Here is a 16,522-nt window from a genome sequence, read left to right as displayed (position 1 = left end):
GAAACTCAATGCCCCTCGAACGTCATCAGCGTGCGCACCGGCACGTCCATCGCGCGCAGCTTGGCGGCGCCGCCGAGATCCGGCAGGTCGATGATGAAGCAGGCTGCGACCACGTTGGCGCCGATCTGGCGCAACAGTTTGACCGCGCCTTCCGCCGTGCCGCCGGTGGCGATGAGATCGTCGACGAGAATGACGCGCTCGCCGGGGTGCACGGCATCGGCATGCATCTCCATTTCATCGAGGCCATATTCCAGCGAGTAAGCGATCCGCACCGTGGTGTGCGGCAGCTTGCCTTTCTTGCGGATCGGCACGAAGCCGGCCGAGACCTGGTGCGCCACGGCGCCGCCGAGAATGAAACCCCTCGCCTCGACGCCGGCGACCTTGTCGATCTTGTTGCCGGCCCAGGGATGCACCAGTTCGTCGACCGCGCGGCGGAACGCGCGCGCGTCCGCCAATAGCGTGGTGATGTCGCGAAACAGGATGCCGGGTTTGGGGTAATCCGGAATGGTGCGAACGGTGGCCTTCAGGTCGTGATCGAATGTCATTCGCTGTTTCTCTCAGATGTCATTCCGGGGCGATGCGAAGCATCGAACCCGGAATCTCGAGATTCCGGGTCTGGTGCTTGTGCACCATCCCGGAATGACGAGTTTGAAAATACGCAATCAATTAGTCCCCACGCCGAGCCGGAACGCGTTCTCGACAATGCGCAGGCCGACCTCGCCCCCGAGCGACATCAGCGACTCCGGGTGAAACTGCACGCCGCCGACCGGCAATGATTTGTGTTCGATCGCCATCGCGACGCCGTCCTCGGTGGTCGCGGTGACCTCGAGCACGTCAGGCACGCTGTCGCGCTCGACGAAGAGCGAATGATAGCGGCCGATGACGATTTCGTTGGGCAGGTTCTGCATCAAGCGTCCGCCCCGCACCTGGATTCGCGACGGCCGTCCGTGCGCGGGCTGGCCGAGCTGACCGAGTTGGCCGCCAAAATATTCGCCGATCGCCTGCACGCCGAGGCAGACGCCGAAAATCGGCAGCTTGTTGTCGAGCGCGGTGCCAATGGTTTTCGAAATCCCGAAATCCTCAGGCCTTCCCGGGCCGGGCGACAGCACCAGCAGATCCCATTTCTTCTTCAGCATGTCCTGCGCATGCACATGCCGGACCACGGTGACGTCGGCGCCCACTTGTCGGAAATAATCCGCCAGCATGTGCACGAAGCTGTCGTCGTGATCGATCAGGAGCACCTTCTTGCCTGAACCGGTCGCGTCCGGCGCAACGTCCGACAGCGGCTTTGGCGGATCGCCGCGCAGCGCCTGGAACAGCGCCGCCGCCTTGACCTGGCATTCGCGGTCTTCGGCGGCGGGATCGGAATCAAACAAACAGGTGGCGCCGACGCGCACTTCAGCGAGGCCGTCCTTCATCCGGATGGTGCGGATGGTGAGCCCGGTATTGATGCTGCCGTCGAAATTCACCGCGCCGATGGCGCCGGCATACCAGCGCCGCGACGAGCGCTCATTGTCCTCGACGAACTGCATCGCCCACAGTTTCGGCGCGCCGGTCACCGTCACCGCCCACGCATGGGTCAGGAACGCATCGAGCGAGTCGAAGCCGGGCCGCAGAATGCCTTCGACATGGTCGACGGTGTGAAACAGTTTCGAATAGGTCTCGATCTGCCGTCGCGCGAGAACTTTGATCGTCCCGGGCACGCAGACCCGCGCCTTGTCGTTGCGATCGACGTCGGTGCACATGTTGAGTTCGAATTCGTCTTTTTCCGAATTCAGTAACTGCCGGATCTGCTCGGCATCGCCGATCGCATCCGCACCGCGCGCGATCGTGCCCGAGATCGGGCAGGTCTCGACCCGGCGGCCGTCGGAACGCACGAACATTTCCGGCGAGGCCGACACCAGAAACTCGCCGTCGCCGAGATTCATCAGCGCGCCATAGGGTGACGGGTTGATCCGGCACAGCCGCTGGAATACTTCCGCCGGTGAGCGCTCGCAGGGCTCGGCAAACAACTGTCCCGGCACCGCTTCGAACAGGTCGCCACGCGCGAACGCGGCGCGGGCGACTTCGACGGTCGCCTGATATTCGCCGGGCGCGTGATCGGCAAATCCCTGCCGCGGCGATTTGGCGTAGCTGCTCTCGGCAGTGTCGCGCGGCAGGCCCGCGGTCGACTTGCCGTTCCAGGCGAAATCATAGCTCAGCATCACACCGCGGCCGGTGGCACGGTCGTAGGCCAGGATACGATCCGGCACATACAGTACGATATCGCGCTGGTCGGCCTCACGCGCACGCTTCTGCACGAGGTCCTCGATCTGGAACACCAGGTCATAGGCAAACGCCCCGTACAGGCCGAGCATCGGATCGTCATTGGCCGACAGGGAAGCAACGATATCCCGCACCAGCGACATCACGCTGGCGCGGCGGGTGCGCTGGTCTTCGTCGACAGGCGCCGCGCCGCGGACGATATGTCCGGCCAGGCGGGTTGCGCTCTTGTCCGAGATGACGACGCAGGGCTCGCGCAGCGCGTCGGCGAGAAAGGCGATCAGCACTTCGCCACGCGCGTTGAGCGCGGTCAGCGTGAAGTTGGAGCTCGTGGTTTCCAGCACCAGCGGCGGATCGGCAAAGCCGAAGTCGAAACTCTCATAGCGGCCCGGCACCGTGGTGCCCGAGGACAGCACCACGCCGGGGCGGCGATCGAGCAGGTCGATCAGGTCGTCGAGGCGCTTGGCATTGCCGGTGAACTGCTCGACCGCCCGCGACACCACGAGGCCGCCGCGGGTCCGGTATTCGCTGTGCTCCGGCAGGGAGAAAGCTGTCCTGTTCATGTGATCCTCTTACGAAACTTGGGGAGGGAGCGCCACACAGGACAAACGAAGGACCGTCGCACTGCGATGGCGACCTTCGACGATTTGAGAAAATGAAATCGCACCGGCCACCTCTTTAAGAGGTGCGCCACCAAAGACGGGATGGGCTGATAACGGTGTTCATGGCGGTTTTATCACCATCCGCCGGGGACGATGTCAAGGGATGGCCCGGCCGCGCCGGCTGCCTGCCGATAAGGCACGGGTTCAGATTTGAGCCTCGCCGGCCGAGATCGGACCTGTCCGGCACGCAGGGGGCGTTCCAGTGCCTCGGACTTGCCGCTTATTCATCATCGGGCTCACGCAGCCAATCAAATTTGCGCTTCTTCCGATCCCATTTCAGGACCGAGCGGTCGTCACATTCCATGCAGCCCCAAGCGGCGATCGCGTTGTCTTCGCCCTGCGACAGCACTCCGAATTGATGGCCGGTCGGCAAGGCGCTGACGAACCGGATTTTCGCTTTCCCGTTGGCGTTGGCCGGTTGGTCGATAATCAGGACGAACCTGCCCTTTTGGCCCGAGCATTCCTGATAAACCCCGACCAATGCGACCTGCGTTGTCGCCGAACCGTCGAAATGGCCCTGCAATGCGAAAGACAGCTTGGCTTCTTCCATCTGATCCGTGCCGTTCACGACGAGCAGCTCTTTTGGAATGAGGTCCTTGCGGAATTCGGTCGCCTTGCACCAGTTCCTGCGGATCTGGTTGACGGGAATGCCGCGGACCTCCGTCGTAAACGGATGGAAATCGGCAAGGACCCACCAGGCAGTACTCTCGAGATTACCCTCGATGGTTACGAAGGGAGCCTGTGCCAACGGAGCCTGTGCCAAGGACGGATGAGCCGTGATCAGCGCAACGGTGCAGCACAAGGCACCTGCCCGGAGAACGAAAGGGACGGCGCGGACAACGGATGAAACTCCGGCAAATCTGACAAGCAAGGTTTTGATCCGGCAACCCCAAGGCGAGACCACTTAAGCAACGCGTATTCGGTACGTCAACGCGCCCACTTCCAATCCGAGGCACAGGCGGTCGGCAACGAGAAAGCTCGCATCGCCGAAAATTCGGGTTAAAGTGCCAGGAAACGGCACCTTTGAACCGGACCGGAAGGAGACGCAGCATGTTGCAGGGATTGGGATATGCGGGGTTCGGATCTGATGCCCTCGACGACTGGCGGCAATTCGGCACCGGCCTCGTGGGCTTGCAGGCGGTCGAGCGCGGCAATTCGCTGCTGGCGTTCCGGATGGACGACCGCAAACAACGCATCGTCATCGACCGCGCCATGGGCGAAGGCACGCGCTTTTTCGGCTGGGAGGTGGCGGACGCTGCCGCTCTGAACGCGCTCGCGGCCCGGCTGGAGCAGGCCGGCGTCCGTGTTATCGCCGAACCGCAGACGCTGGCCGATGCGCGGCGCGTGCGCAGCCTGATTTCGTTCCGCGATCCCGCCGGCAACCGGCTCGAAGCGTTTTACGGCCCCGAAATCGACGAGACGCCGTTCAGCCCGGGACGTTCGATCTCGGGTTTCCGCACCGGCCCGCTCGGGCTCGGCCACGCCGTGTTGACGGTCGAGAACATCGATCCGATGAAGGCGTTCTACGTCGACGTGCTCGGCTTCGGGCTTTCCGACTATATCGAAAAGCCGTTCCGCGCCTATTTCTTCCACGTCAACGCGCGTCACCACAGCCTGGCGCTGATCGAGACCGGCACCAGCGGCATGCACCACCTGATGGTCGAACTGTATTCGCTCGACGATGTCGGACAGGCTTACGATATCGCGCTGACGCAAGAGAATCGCATCGGCGTCACGCTCGGCCGCCACACCAACGATTTTATGACCTCGTTCTACGCCAAGACGCCGTCCTCGTTCATGATCGAATGCGGCTGGGGCGGCCGCGAGATCGATCCCGCGACATGGCAGCCAGTCGAAATGTTCGACGGCCCGAGCATGTGGGGGCACGAGCGGGTCTGGCTGCCGGAGAAAGACCGCGCAGTCGCGCGCGAGATGCGGATGCATGCCGCGGCCAGCGGGCTGCGCGCCCCGGTGCAGGTGATGGAAGGCAATTACAAGCTGATGTCGGGGACCTGCGCGTGGTGGGACGGGGTCAAGCAATAGCTGCGTCCGACCGATAAGATATCGGGTCGGCTGCCGCTACCGGTAACACCCCTGCTCGATCTCCTCGATCAGGCTCCGCGCTTTCGGCTTCCAGCCGAGTTGCCGCGCCCGGACCGCGCGCACCCTGCTGTTGGAAGCCATCGTATCCTCGGCCGTGCCCTCGCCCCATTCGGCGGCCGCCTCTTGCATCGACATCGCCGTCGGTGGTCCTGCAAGACCCAGCCTGCGGTTGATGGCCTCGCACACCTCGCGCATCGAATTTTCGCCGTTCTCGGCAAAGAAGAACGCGCCCGCCGGCGCCTTCTCGATGGCGAGCGCATAGAGCGTCACCAGATCGTCGATATGCACGTTCGACCAGATGTTCTCGCCCGGCCCGGCATGTGCGGCACAACCTCTTTTTTTCGCCAGGTCAATCAACAGCGGCACCTGCGTCGAGTGCTGCTCGACGCCAAGGCCGAGGCCGTAGATCAGGCTCGGGCAAACGATGACGGGACGACAACCCTTGTCGCGATAGGAAAGGATGAGTTCGTTCAGCGCGACCCGGGCCGCGCGGGTGGGCGATGGCGTGAACGGCGTGTCTTCATCGAACACCGCATCGGAGCGCTGGCCCTTGGACCGCGTGCCGATGATGCTTGATCCAGAGGTGTGGACGAACGGCTTGCCGCTTCCCCCCAGCGCGTCAAGCAGGGCCGTGACCGCGCCCTTTTGATCGGCGCTCGCCGCATTGACGACGATGTCGGCGGCGCGTGCCGCTTGCATCAGACATTCGGCGTCATCAAGCGTTCCCAGCAAAGGCTGAATGCCCCGGGCGCGAACCGCATCGGCCTTTTCCTGCGAGCGGACGAGGCCGGTGACCTGATGCCCGGCGGCAACCAGATGGGCTGCCACCGATCCGCCGATATAGCCGGACGCCCCTGTACAGAAGACTTTCATTCTCATCCGAGGTGCTTTTTGAAGAACTCCGTCGCCCTGCCCCAGGCGAGTTCGGCGGCCTTCCGGTCATGCACCGATTGCCGCTGCTCGTTGACAAAGGCGTGTTCGGCGTCATAGCGAAACAGCTCGAGCGATTTTCCGGCGGCTTTCATCGCCTTCTCGAAACCGTCGATCAGCGCGGGCGTGCACCAGTCGTCCTTGTTGGCGAAATGGGCCTGCAGTGGAATTTTGACGTCGGCGGGCTTGGCCGCCTGCTCCGGCGGAATGCCGTAGAACACGACGCCGGCGGTGAGTTCGGGCACCTTGACGGCGCCGATGATGGTCACGGCACCGCCGAGGCAGAAACCGGTCAGGCCGACTTTGGCGCCGTTCTTTGACAGATATTGCGCGGCGCCGCGCACGGTCTGCGTGGTGGCGTCCATGAAATCCAGCGAGTTCATCTCTTTGCCCGCGGCGTCGGTGTCGTGATACGGCACCACCTTGCCCTTGTAGAGATCGGGCGCCAGCGCGTCGAAGCCCGCCACCGCGAAGCGGTCGCACAGGCCCTTGATCTGGTCCGACAGCCCCCACCATTCCTGGATCACGACCACGCCCGGCGCATTGCCGCGCGCGGCATTGGCGAGGTAGCCGTTGGCGTCCTTGCCGTCCGGGCGCTTGAAGCTGATGCTGGTACCCATGATTTCCTCCGGGATGTTTTCTGGCTGATTGGCGGGCATTTTGTCCGCACTACAGCCGCGAAGCAATCAGTGCTTCGCCTGCCTCGCGAACATTTCAAGACAACAAAAAAGCCCCCGCAGGGGCTTTTTACGAATTCGCTGTCGAAGGCGGTCTCAGTGGGCGTTGGCCCAGACCTTCTTCTTGGTGAAGTACAGCAAGACGCTGAGCAGGATCAGGAACACGAACACCTGCAGGCCCATTTGCTTGCGCGCTTCCATGTGCGGTTCCGCGGCCCACATCAGGAACGTGGTGACGTCCTTGGCGTATTGCGCAACGGTCGCCGGCGAACCATCGTCAAAGGTCACCTGGCCGTCGCTGAGCGGCTTCGGCATCTTGATGGCGTGGCCCGGGAAATACTTGTTGTAGTAGGAGCCCTCGGGGATGGCCACGCCGGCCGGCGGCTTGTCTTCAAAGCCCTGCAGGATCGCGTCGACGTAGTCCGGGCCCTGTTCCTGGTATTGGGTGAAGAAGTCGAAGATGAAGGTCGGAAAGCCGCGCTTGTAGGAACGCGCCTTGGTGATCAGCGACAGGTCTGGCGGATAGGCGCCGCCATTGGCCGCGCGGGCCGCCTGCTCGTTCGGGAACGGCGACGGGAAATAGTCGGCGGACCGGCCCGGCCGCTCGAACATCTCGCCCTGATCGTTCGGGCCGTCCTTGACCTTGTACTCGGCCGCCAGCGCCGACGCCTGCGCCACCGAATAACCGGGGCCACCGGGATCGGCGACGTTGCGGAACGCGATGTAGGACAAAGCGTGGCAGGCCGAGCAGACTTCCTTGTAGACCTTCAGGCCACGCTGCAGCGAGCCGCGATCGAACTTGCCCAAGGGACCTGCGAACGACCACTTCTGGGAGGGCGGCGAGTCCGAATTCTCTTCGGCGCGGGCGTTCTGCACGCTGCCGGCGAACACACTGCCGGCGACGACGAGCGCAATCGCGATCGATGCCGCGACCTTGCCGACCGACTTCGACAGCACGTCTGCGGCGATCGAATTCGGCACCGGACGGGGCTTCTCGATCCGGCTCAAGAGCGGCAGCAGGATCAGGAAATAAGCGAAGTAGCAGAAAGTCAGGATACGGCCGGCTATCACATAGATGCCTTCCGGCGGCTGCGCGCCGAGATAGCCGAGCAGGACGCAGACGACGACGAAGATCCAGAAGAACTGCTTGGCCAGCGGGCGATATTTCGACGAACGGGTCTTGGCGTTGTCGAGCCAGGGCAGGAACGCCAGCACGACGATCGCGCCGAACATGCAGGCGACGCCGGCGAGCTTGTTCGGGATCGAGCGCAGGATCGCGTAGAACGGCAGGTAATACCATTCCGGCACGATGTGCGCGGGCGTCACGCCGGGGTTCGCCGGAATGTAGTTGTCGGCGTCGCCGAGATAGTTCGGCATGTAGAAAATGAACCAGGCGAAGAACAGCATGAAGCAGGAAACGCCGAACGCATCCTTGATGGTGGCGTAGGGCGTGAAAGGCACGGTGTCCTTTTCGGTCTTCGCCTCGACGCCGGCCGGATTGTTCTGGCCCGCGACGTGCAGCGCCCAGATGTGCAGCACGACCACGCCGGCGATCACGAACGGCAGCAGGTAGTGCAGCGAGAAGAAGCGGTTCAGCGTCGGGTTGCCGACCGAATAGCCGCCCCACAGCAGCGTCACGATGCTCTCGCCGAAATACGGCACGGCCGAGAACAGGTTGGTGATGACGGTGGCGCCCCAGAAGCTCATCTGGCCCCACGGCAGCACGTAACCCATGAAGCCGGTCGCCATCATCAGCAGGTAGATGATGACGCCGAGGATCCAGAGCACTTCACGCGGCTCCTTGTACGACCCGTAATACAGGCCGCGGAACATGTGGACGTAGACGGCGAGGAAGAACATCGAAGCGCCGGAGGCGTGGATGTTGCGCAGCAGCCAGCCGTAATTGACGTCGCGGACCAGCAGTTCGACCGACTTGAAGGCGAGATCGGCATGCGGCGTGTAGTGCATCGCCAGGATCACGCCGGTCAGGATCTGCACACCCAGCATCATCGAAAGGATGGCGCCGAAGGTCCACCAGTAGTTCAGGTTACGCGGCGTCGGATACGCCACGAACGAGGAATGCATGAGTCCCATAATCGGGAGGCGCCGTTCGATCCACTTCAAGGCGGGATTGGTCGGCTGAAAATCGGATGGTCCGCTCATTGATGCGATCCTGAGGAAGTAAGACGACGCGACGGATTAAGGGGTCTCGGACGGTTGTCCGAGCCCTTAGCCGATCTGGATTTTGGTGTCGGAAACGAATGCGTAAGGCGGTACCGGGAGGTTGGCCGGCGCCGGCCCCTGGCGAATACGGCCCGAGGAGTCGTACTGCGAACCGTGGCAGGGGCAGAAGAAGCCGTCGTAATTGCCCTCATGGGCGATCGGGATGCAGCCGAGATGGGTGCAGATGCCGATGACGACCAGCCACTGGTCGTGGCCGTCCTTGACCCGCGATTGATCCGTGGCCGGATCGGGCAGGCTCGCGACCGGCACGGCGCGCGCCTCGTCGATCTGCTTCTTGGTACGGTGGCTGATGTAGATCGGCTTGCCGCGCCAGAACACCTTGATGTCCTGTCCTTCAGCAATCGGGGCCAGGTCGACCTCGATCGGCGCGCCGGCCGCAATGGTCGAGGCGTCCGGGTTCATCTGGGAAACCAGCGGCCACACGGTGGCGGCTGCGCCGATTGCGGCGACGGCTCCCGTTGCAACAAAAAGGAAATCACGGCGTGTCGGATGGTCCGCCGAAGACGCTGTCGTCACGATTCCAAGCCCTTTCTCATCTGCAGCCAGCGGAACCGCCCCGCAGACGCAAAAATGCGCCCGGAAGAGGCTGCCGGCGCCCGCGGCCCCCGCGGCGGCAGAACGACCGCTTTATCCCTGCCAGATAGGCGGAACAGGCAGTCCAGAATCGTTCTATTGGCACCCTTGCCGGGCGAGCGCAAGCCCGCTATCGGCTGACGACGGTGCAATGCACTAAATCCGCGCCGGACGTGATTTATTCGAGACATTTCATCCGGACTTCACAAGCCGCCACATCATGCACCTCGCGTTATTCCAGCCCGATATCCCCCAGAACACCGGAACGATTCTGCGCTTGTGCGCCTGCCTGGACGTAGCCGCTCATATCATTGAGCCGGCGGGGTTTCCGGTGTCGGACCGGCATTTCCGCCGGGCGGGAATGGACTATCTCGACCAGGTGTCCATCACCCGCCATGACTCATGGTCAAAATTCGAGCAATGGCGTAACGAGACGGGCTTGCGGCTGGTGCTGTTTACGACCAAGGCGGCGGGTTCCTATCTGGATTACCGCTACGGCCGGGACGATATCCTGCTGTTCGGGCGGGAATCCGCAGGCGTTCCCGACGAGGTCGCCGCCGTTGCCGATGCGCGGCTGGTGATCCCGATCAAGCCGGGTTTGCGCTCGCTCAATGTGGCCATGGCGGCTGCCATGGCATTGGGCGAGGCGATGCGGCAGACCGGTTCCGCGATCCAGCGATAGTGCGGTCCAAGGAGAGACGGTGAGTTACGCGGTCAAAGAGATTTTCCTCACCCTGCAGGGCGAAGGCGCGCATGCCGGCCGGGCTGCGGTGTTTTGCCGGTTTTCCGGCTGCAACCTCTGGAGCGGCCGCGAACAGGATCGCGCCACCGCCACCTGCCAGTTCTGCGATACCGACTTCGTCGGCACCGACGGCACGCTGGGCGGCCGATACGCCTCGGCCGACCAACTCGCCGACACCATCGCTTCGCAATGGACCGGCGAGAACACCAACCGCTACGTCGTGCTGACCGGGGGCGAACCGCTGCTGCAGGTCGATGCGGCCTTCATCGACGCGCTGCATGCGCGGGGTTTTGCGATCGGCATCGAGACCAACGGCACCATCGAGCCGCCCGACGGGATGGATTGGGTCTGCGTCAGCCCGAAAGCCGGCGCCGGCCTCGTCGTGCGCCGCGGACATGAATTGAAACTGGTCTATCCGCAGGCCGGTGCCCGGCCGGAGGATTTCGCCGACCTTGCCTTCGAGCGGTTCTCGCTGCAGCCGATGGACGGGCCGGATGCAATCGAAAACACCGCACGCACGGTGGACTATTGCCTGCGCCATCCGCAGTGGCGGCTCAGCCTGCAGACGCACAAGACACTCGGTATCAGATAGGATTTTGGACTTTCACGATGTGGGAATTGACGAAATCGTTTCGCTTTGAAGCCGCGCATTCGCTGCAGGGAACCACCTTCGGCGCGGACAGCGAGGAAATCCACGGCCATTCGTTTCGCGCCGAAGTCAGCGTGCGCGGCACGCCCGATCCCGCCACCGGCATGGTGCTCGATCTCGGTTTGCTCGAACGCAGCATGGAAGAGATCCGCAAGACCCTCGACCACAAGTTCCTGAACAAGATCGAAGCGCTCGGCGCCCCGACGCTGGAAAATATTTCGCGGTTCATCTGGGAACGGCTTCAGCACGCCGGCAACATCACCCGCGTCAGTGTCCACCGCGACAGTTGCAACGAGAGCTGCACGTATTTCGGGCCGCAGTAAGCGTTTTCAAGCGAAGTGGGAGCCGGTTCGCGTCAAGAAAACGCGCAAAAATAATCAGGGATAAGCGAATGGATCTGTCCGTCATCGAGGGTCGCAAGGCGCGGGCGAGAGCCTGGTTCGAGGCGCTGCGCAACGACATCTGCGCCGCCTTCGAACGGCTGGAGGACGAGGCCCCGGCCTCGCTTTACCACGGCCAGGCCGGGCGTTTCGTCCGCACGCCATGGGATCGCACCGACCATGCCGGCAAGCCCGGGGGCGGCGGCGGCGTGATGTCGATGATGCACGGCCGGCTGTTCGAGAAGGTCGGCGTGCATTGCTCGACCGTGCACGGAGAATTCTCGCCGGAGTTCCGCGCGCAGATTCCGGGTGCGGCTGACGATCCGAGGTTCTGGGCCTCGGGCATTTCGCTGATCGCGCATCTGCGCAACCCGCATGTGCCGACGGTGCACATGAACACCCGTTTCGTCGTCACCACCAGGGCCTGGTTCGGCGGCGGTTCCGACCTGACGCCGGTGCTCGACCGCCGGCGCAGCCAACAGGACCCGGACACGACGGCCTTTCATCAGGCGATGAAGCAAGCCTGCACCGGGCCGAACGGCGTTGCCGATTACGACAAGTACAAGAAGTGGTGCGATGAATATTTCTATCTGCCGCATCGCAAGGAAGCCCGCGGCATCGGCGGCATCTTCTACGATCATCATGATTCCGGCGATTGGGAGGCCGACTTCGCCTTTACGCAGGACGTCGGCCGCGCCTTCCTGAACATCTATCCCGAACTGGTGCGGCGCAATTTCGCGACGCCGTGGACCGCCGATGACCGCGAGGAACAACTGATCCGCCGCGGCCGCTATGTCGAATTCAACCTGCTCTACGACCGCGGCACCATGTTCGGGCTGAAGACCGGCGGCAATGTCGACTCGATTCTGTCATCGATGCCCCCGGAAGTAAAATGGCCTTGATCGGCTGTCATGACAGACCGCTAGAGTGGGATTCGCGTTATGCAAAATCCCCAGAAAAATTCCAGGAGCAGGTCATGGAAGTGAAACCAGGCGATGTCGTCATTCTGAAATCCGGCGGCCATCCGCTGAGCGTGGTCGAGGTGACCGAAACCACCGCCGCGTGCGTGTGGATGGGCAACGAAGGCGATTTGTTCCGCGAGACGCTGCCCCTTGTCGTGCTTGAACTCGCGGAAGCCGAACCCTCCGAAGACGAGGAAGACGACGAAGAAGAGCACGAAGACGAGGAAGATGAAGACGAAGACGACGAGGAAGAAGACGAGGACGAGCCCAAGAAAAAGAAGAAGTAAGGAACATCTGACGTCGCCGGGCCATCATGGTTCCCCGGCGACGTCGTACGCCGGGATTGGACCCGGCGCGGCAGATTTGATATGCGCGGGAACCCGGCCGCAGTTTCCCGTCCATGCGTCCGGCCAAAATGGCTTGTAGACGAACGGCTTGAATACAAAGCGGCTTGGAGACCATGACAGACCTGCCCCGCGCGATGCTGATCGACATGGATGACACCATCCTGTCGGCCTATGGCCGCCCCGAAATCGCCTGGAACCAGATCGCCGCCGAGTTCGCCGACGAGTACGGGCCGTTCTCGCCACACCAGGTGGCTTCGGCCGTGCTTACTTCCGCACGCAAATTCTGGGGCGCGGCCGGGCCCGAATGGCGGCTCAAACTGGACGAAGCGCGGCGCATCGTCGTCAGGGACGGATTTGCCGCGCTCGCCGCCGATGGCCATGCCTTGCCGGCTGATCTGGCAGGGCGTCTCGCCAACCGCTTCACCACCTATCGCGAGGAAGCGATGTACGTATTCCCCGGCGCGCATGACGCCATCGACGCGCTGAAGGCGCACGGGGTCAAACTGGCGCTGGTGACCAACGGCGCCGCCGAGACCCAGCGCGCCAAGGTCGAACGCTTCGAACTGACTCACCGCTTCGACCACATCCAGATCGAAGGCGAGCACGGCTTCGGCAAGCCGGAAGAGCGCGCCTATCTGCACGCCATGCAGGCGCTCGGCGTCACCGCGCAAGAGACCTGGATGATAGGCGACAATCTGGAATGGGAAGTCGAGGCGCCGCAGCGCCTTGGCATCTATGCGATCTGGATCGACGTGCACGGCGACGGCCTGCCGGCCGAATCCGCCATCAAGCCCGACCGCATCATCCGCTCGCTGACGGAGCTGATGCCGGCGGATCATTGATCGAACTCCGGCGGACTGTGAACCATTTCATAGCCAGCCGGCTCACAATCCTGGATTGTGGTGGTATGCTCTGGTCCACGGCCGGGGAGTTCGCCAATGCCGAACGACGCCACAGTCAAGCCGCAGCCCGAGGAAAACGCCGCTCGCCGCACAGGCGTGCTGGGATGGTTCCGCGAACTCAATCATGGAGTTGAGCTCGTCAAGGGGCTTTCGATCTTCACCGTGCTGAGCAGCATCGCCGTCGGCTATTTTCAGTACTACGGCGAATATCAGGAGAAGGTCAGCGCCCAGGCCAGGGAAGACATGAAAGGGGCCACCGACACGTTCACGGACGTGTCGAAGAGATTTTCCGAAGCGCAGAAACTTCAGCAGATTCTGTTTCTGGATTTTTCGGATGCGTTCGACGAATCCGCTCAAGCCAACAAGCGGGCCGGCGCCGCCAAACATGCCCAGAGTATCGTCCCGACTTATGAGGCAAGTGCGATCGCATTGCTGGAATCCGGCGATTTGATCGCGCGCGACGCCGAAATCTATATCGACTGGGCCAGCGACTTCAAACGTGACTCGAACCAGTCGAACCAGCCGAGCGGCGATCCGCTCACCCGGCCTGTGCTGAAGGCCTATGATTTCGACTGCAACGACGATCTGCCGCAATTCGTACCGGCCGACGCCGCGACCGCCCAAGCCGTTCGCGACGACACGACGCCCGCCTGCCTGCTCAGCAGGTCCGAGCGATTGGACCGCGCCAGGAACAGTACGGTCGTCAACCTCTGCCCACGGCAAAGGGGCGTCAATGATCCGCCGGAAGGCGTCACGATCGACTGGTTCAGCGCCAAGCACCAGGCCCTGACGCTCCAATACTGTTTCGAGACATTGCATGAGCGGCTTGCGCGCGTTCGTTCATGGGCCGCGCACCCGGAAGGTCGCGCGCCGACCAAGGAGGTGGTGCGCACCGAACGCGAACAGCTCCGGACAGCGATCGACAATCAGGCCCGGCGGCTCGAAGCCTTCATGGGTCTGGCGACATTCCGGATGGAGGCCATCCGGTTGAACTATCGGCCGGTGGGTGTGCTGTGCCGTCTTCCAATCATTTCGTCCTTGACGACGTGGTGGGACGACTCCTGCACGCCGGTCATAACGCGGAAAAGATCATGACCAGGCCGCCGGTGATCACGGCGACATCGAGGATCGCAGTGTGAATGTGCACCGGCATGCGTTCGACAAAGGCCCTGGCAAGGAACGCGCCCGGGATTGCGATGGCGCCGATCAGAAGCGCAAAGGCCAGCACCTGTGCGGTGACGACGCCGGCGAGACCGAACACCGAAATCTTGATCACGCTGGTCACGACCGAGATCGCGGCGTCGGTAGCGATCACCGCCGCGCCCTCGAGCCCCGACGCCATCAGCAGCGACAGCAGGATCACGCCGGACCCCGAGGTCCCGCCGACGACCACGCCGTAACCGACGGCGCTGGCCGCAAGCCCGGCGTCGCCGATCCTGACATCGCGGCGCTTGGCAAGCCGGCGCAGCGGCACGCTCAATATCAGCATGGTGCCGATCACCAGCGCCGCGCCGGCATTGCTGAGCCGGGTATAGCCATAGGCCCCGAGCGCCGTCGTCAGCGTGGCGGCCGCAATCACGATCAGCGCGCGGCGGCGGTCGGCATAACGGAAATAGGCCGTGAGACGACTGATATTCGTGATGATGGCTGATATCGCGATGATCGGCACCACCGGCCCGGCGCCGATCATCGGCACCAGCACCAGCGGCATCAACGCGCCGGTGCCGTAGCCGGCAAGGCCGCCGACAAGCGAGGCCAGCAACGCCATGCCGGCGACCAACAACAACTGAGCCACGGAAATGTCGGCGAAGCCGGAAAGAACATTCACAAACGGTGATCGCGATTGAAACGTGTGACGGTCTGGTCAGCAATAGCGGCAAGTGCTGCTGGGGCAAGCGGAAAATCCGCCGCCAGCCAGGCGTCTTCCGCGAGCGTCAGTACGTGGCCGAGCGCCGGGCCCTCGGCAATGCCGCGGGAAATGAAATCGGCCGCGCGCAGCGGAAATTTCGGCGCGGTCCAGCGCTGCGGCAGCGTTGCGAATTCGCGCCAATAGGCAGCGCCATAATCAGTATCTTGGCTTTCGCCCGAACGCGCCCAGGCCAGCATCAGGCGATCGCGGTATTGTTCCTCGCCGAGCCGGTAGAGCCGCTGCCGCGCCCTCAACTCGTCCATGCCGGCCAGCCGCCACCAGCGATGCCCCATCGAATCCAGCATCTTGTTTTCTGCGTTTGACAGCCGCAGCCGCGCGGCAACGCGCTTGGCATCCTCGGTCACGGCAACGGCGAGCGCGGCCAGCCGGCGCACCGGATCCGGCGCCAGCCCCAGCGCCCGCTCCGCCGATATCATCGCCGCGAACGGCCCGTTATAGGTGACGCCACCGACAATCGTCAGCAGCAAGCCGGCATCCGCCATCGCGGTCACTGCCCCCTTGGCGCCATCGGCGACCAATAGCTTGAGCATCTCCATGCGCACGCGTTCGGCGGAAAGGCTCGAAAGGCCCGCGCGCCCGGCGATGCAGGCGAGATAGCCGGTGCGATCGGGGTGGCCGGCGCCATAGGCGGCATGCATGCGGAAGAACCGGAGGATGCGCAGATAATCCTCGGCGATCCGCTGCGCGGCATCGCCGATAAATCGCACCCGCCGCGCTTCGATATCGGCGAGGCCGCCGACATGGTCGTGTACGAGGCCGTCGGCATCGACCGAAAGCCCGTTGATGGTGAAGTCGCGCCGCTCGGCGTCGCGGACCCAGTCGCGGCCGAACGCGACCTTGGCCTTGCGGCCATAGGTCTCGGTATCCTCGCGTAACGTCGTCACCTCGAACGGATGTGCATCGACGACCAGGGTCACGGTGCCGTGGTCGATGCCAGTCGGCACGCATTTGATGCCGGCCGCTTTGGCCCGGCGCACCACTTCGTCGGGCAGTGCTGTGGTCGCGATGTCGATGTCGCCGGGCGGAATTTTCAAAAGCGCGTTGCGCACCGCGCCGCCGACCACGCGGGCTTCCTCGCCGTCGCCGTTGAGCAGTGCGAGCACGCGAGCAGCCGCACCGGATTTGAGCCAGGGCGCATCAATGAGCACGCGCCACCTCG

At 63.4% G+C, this 16,522-nt stretch carries 17 protein-coding genes; 8 read left to right on the top strand and 9 right to left on the bottom strand.

What is annotated here, in order from left to right:
* Nucleotides 1-5: 5 nt before the first annotated feature.
* From BLS26_RS26760 to BLS26_RS26750, 3 genes are all read right to left on the bottom strand, one after another.
* Nucleotides 6-545, bottom strand: coding sequence for an adenine phosphoribosyltransferase (locus BLS26_RS26760; protein WP_092515547.1), 540 nt, complete (start codon nt 543-545; stop codon nt 6-8).
* A gap of 117 nt (nt 546-662) precedes the next feature.
* Nucleotides 663-2,825 (bottom strand): anthranilate synthase component I, encoded by a 2,163-nt coding sequence (locus BLS26_RS26755; protein WP_092515546.1) that lies wholly within the window; start codon nt 2,823-2,825, stop codon nt 663-665.
* A gap of 319 nt (nt 2,826-3,144) precedes the next feature.
* Nucleotides 3,145-3,795, bottom strand: a complete 651-nt coding sequence (locus tag BLS26_RS26750) for a hypothetical protein (RefSeq protein ID WP_244541696.1) — start codon at nt 3,793-3,795, stop codon at nt 3,145-3,147.
* A 179-nt stretch (nt 3,796-3,974) separates the two neighbouring features.
* On the opposite strand from BLS26_RS26750, the gene BLS26_RS26745 reads away from it, so the two are divergent.
* The gene (locus BLS26_RS26745) at nt 3,975-4,967 is read left to right on the top strand and encodes a VOC family protein (protein WP_092515545.1); all 993 of its coding nucleotides are present in this window, start codon (nt 3,975-3,977) and stop codon (nt 4,965-4,967) included.
* 36 nt (nt 4,968-5,003) lie between these two features.
* Here the strand turns inward: BLS26_RS26745 and BLS26_RS26740 are convergent, their stop codons facing one another.
* The 4 genes from BLS26_RS26740 to petA form a co-directional block, all read right to left on the bottom strand.
* Nucleotides 5,004-5,906 (bottom strand): NAD-dependent epimerase/dehydratase family protein, encoded by a 903-nt coding sequence (locus tag BLS26_RS26740; RefSeq protein WP_244541695.1) that lies wholly within the window; start codon nt 5,904-5,906, stop codon nt 5,004-5,006.
* Nucleotides 5,903-6,577 (bottom strand): dienelactone hydrolase family protein, encoded by a 675-nt coding sequence (locus BLS26_RS26735; protein WP_092518614.1) that lies wholly within the window; start codon nt 6,575-6,577, stop codon nt 5,903-5,905. The genes BLS26_RS26740 and BLS26_RS26735 overlap by 4 nt, the downstream gene beginning before the upstream one ends.
* 153 nt (nt 6,578-6,730) lie before the next feature.
* Nucleotides 6,731-8,797 (bottom strand): cytochrome c1, encoded by a 2,067-nt coding sequence (locus tag BLS26_RS26730; protein WP_092515543.1) that lies wholly within the window; start codon nt 8,795-8,797, stop codon nt 6,731-6,733.
* 66 nt (nt 8,798-8,863) lie between these two features.
* Entirely contained in the window at nt 8,864-9,394 is a 531-nt protein-coding gene (petA, locus tag BLS26_RS26725; protein ID WP_092515542.1) for a ubiquinol-cytochrome c reductase iron-sulfur subunit, read from the bottom strand.
* Nucleotides 9,395-9,671: 277 nt separating this feature from the next.
* Between petA and BLS26_RS26720 the strand changes: the two genes are divergently transcribed.
* The 7 genes from BLS26_RS26720 (at nt 9,672) to BLS26_RS26690 (ending at nt 14,528) form a co-directional block, all read left to right on the top strand.
* A complete protein-coding gene (locus tag BLS26_RS26720) occupies nt 9,672-10,133 on the top strand; it encodes a tRNA (cytidine(34)-2'-O)-methyltransferase (protein WP_092515541.1) in 462 nt (153 codons plus the stop codon).
* Between the two features lie 19 nt (nt 10,134-10,152).
* Nucleotides 10,153-10,785 (top strand): 7-carboxy-7-deazaguanine synthase, encoded by a 633-nt coding sequence (gene queE, locus BLS26_RS26715; protein WP_092515540.1) that lies wholly within the window; start codon nt 10,153-10,155, stop codon nt 10,783-10,785.
* 17 nt (nt 10,786-10,802) lie between these two features.
* On the top strand, nt 10,803-11,165 hold the full coding sequence (locus tag BLS26_RS26710; RefSeq protein ID WP_092515539.1) for a 6-carboxytetrahydropterin synthase: 363 nt from the start codon (nt 10,803-10,805) through the stop codon (nt 11,163-11,165).
* Nucleotides 11,166-11,233: 68 nt separating this feature from the next.
* Nucleotides 11,234-12,124, top strand: a complete 891-nt coding sequence (hemF, locus tag BLS26_RS26705) for an oxygen-dependent coproporphyrinogen oxidase (protein WP_092515538.1) — start codon at nt 11,234-11,236, stop codon at nt 12,122-12,124.
* The gene (locus tag BLS26_RS36000) at nt 12,115-12,471 is read left to right on the top strand and encodes a DUF2158 domain-containing protein (RefSeq protein ID WP_371360672.1); all 357 of its coding nucleotides are present in this window, start codon (nt 12,115-12,117) and stop codon (nt 12,469-12,471) included. Before hemF ends, BLS26_RS36000 begins: the two co-directional genes overlap by 10 nt.
* A 173-nt stretch (nt 12,472-12,644) precedes the next feature.
* Entirely contained in the window at nt 12,645-13,373 is a 729-nt protein-coding gene (locus BLS26_RS26695; protein ID WP_092518612.1) for an HAD family hydrolase, read from the top strand.
* A gap of 96 nt (nt 13,374-13,469) precedes the next feature.
* Nucleotides 13,470-14,528, top strand: coding sequence for a hypothetical protein (locus tag BLS26_RS26690; protein ID WP_092515536.1), 1,059 nt, complete (start codon nt 13,470-13,472; stop codon nt 14,526-14,528).
* On the opposite strand, the gene BLS26_RS26685 is transcribed toward BLS26_RS26690, so the two are convergent.
* Nucleotides 14,506-15,261 (bottom strand): sulfite exporter TauE/SafE family protein, encoded by a 756-nt coding sequence (locus BLS26_RS26685; RefSeq protein WP_092515535.1) that lies wholly within the window; start codon nt 15,259-15,261, stop codon nt 14,506-14,508. The genes BLS26_RS26690 and BLS26_RS26685 overlap by 23 nt on opposite strands.
* The gene (locus BLS26_RS26680) at nt 15,258-16,511 is read right to left on the bottom strand and encodes a CCA tRNA nucleotidyltransferase (RefSeq protein WP_092515534.1); all 1,254 of its coding nucleotides are present in this window, start codon (nt 16,509-16,511) and stop codon (nt 15,258-15,260) included. The genes BLS26_RS26685 and BLS26_RS26680 overlap by 4 nt, the downstream gene beginning before the upstream one ends.
* Between the last annotated feature and the right edge of the window lie 11 nt (nt 16,512-16,522).

The organism is Afipia sp. GAS231, assembly GCF_900103365.1.
GTDB lineage: Bacteria > Pseudomonadota > Alphaproteobacteria > Rhizobiales > Xanthobacteraceae > Bradyrhizobium.
This window is presented reverse-complemented; position numbering and strand designations above follow the sequence as displayed.

Bases quoted from the DNA above. Each gene is read 5' to 3' on its own strand.
- BLS26_RS26760 (WP_092515547.1), bottom strand. From the start codon at position 545: ATGACATTCGATCACGACCTGAAGGCCACCGTTCGCACCATTCCGGAT.
- BLS26_RS26755 (WP_092515546.1), bottom strand. From the start codon at position 2,825: ATGAACAGGACAGCTTTCTCCCTGCCGGAGCACAGCGAATACCGGACC.
- BLS26_RS26745 (WP_092515545.1), top strand. From the start codon at position 3,975: ATGTTGCAGGGATTGGGATATGCGGGGTTCGGATCTGATGCCCTCGAC.
- BLS26_RS26740 (WP_244541695.1), bottom strand. From the start codon at position 5,906: ATGAGAATGAAAGTCTTCTGTACAGGGGCGTCCGGCTATATCGGCGGA.
- BLS26_RS26735 (WP_092518614.1), bottom strand. From the start codon at position 6,577: ATGGGTACCAGCATCAGCTTCAAGCGCCCGGACGGCAAGGACGCCAAC.
- BLS26_RS26730 (WP_092515543.1), bottom strand. From the start codon at position 8,797: ATGAGCGGACCATCCGATTTTCAGCCGACCAATCCCGCCTTGAAGTGG.
- BLS26_RS26720 (WP_092515541.1), top strand. From the start codon at position 9,672: ATGCACCTCGCGTTATTCCAGCCCGATATCCCCCAGAACACCGGAACG.
- BLS26_RS26710 (WP_092515539.1), top strand. From the start codon at position 10,803: ATGTGGGAATTGACGAAATCGTTTCGCTTTGAAGCCGCGCATTCGCTG.
- hemF (WP_092515538.1), top strand. From the start codon at position 11,234: ATGGATCTGTCCGTCATCGAGGGTCGCAAGGCGCGGGCGAGAGCCTGG.
- BLS26_RS36000 (WP_371360672.1), top strand. From the start codon at position 12,115: ATGGCCTTGATCGGCTGTCATGACAGACCGCTAGAGTGGGATTCGCGT.
- BLS26_RS26695 (WP_092518612.1), top strand. From the start codon at position 12,645: ATGACAGACCTGCCCCGCGCGATGCTGATCGACATGGATGACACCATC.
- BLS26_RS26690 (WP_092515536.1), top strand. From the start codon at position 13,470: ATGCCGAACGACGCCACAGTCAAGCCGCAGCCCGAGGAAAACGCCGCT.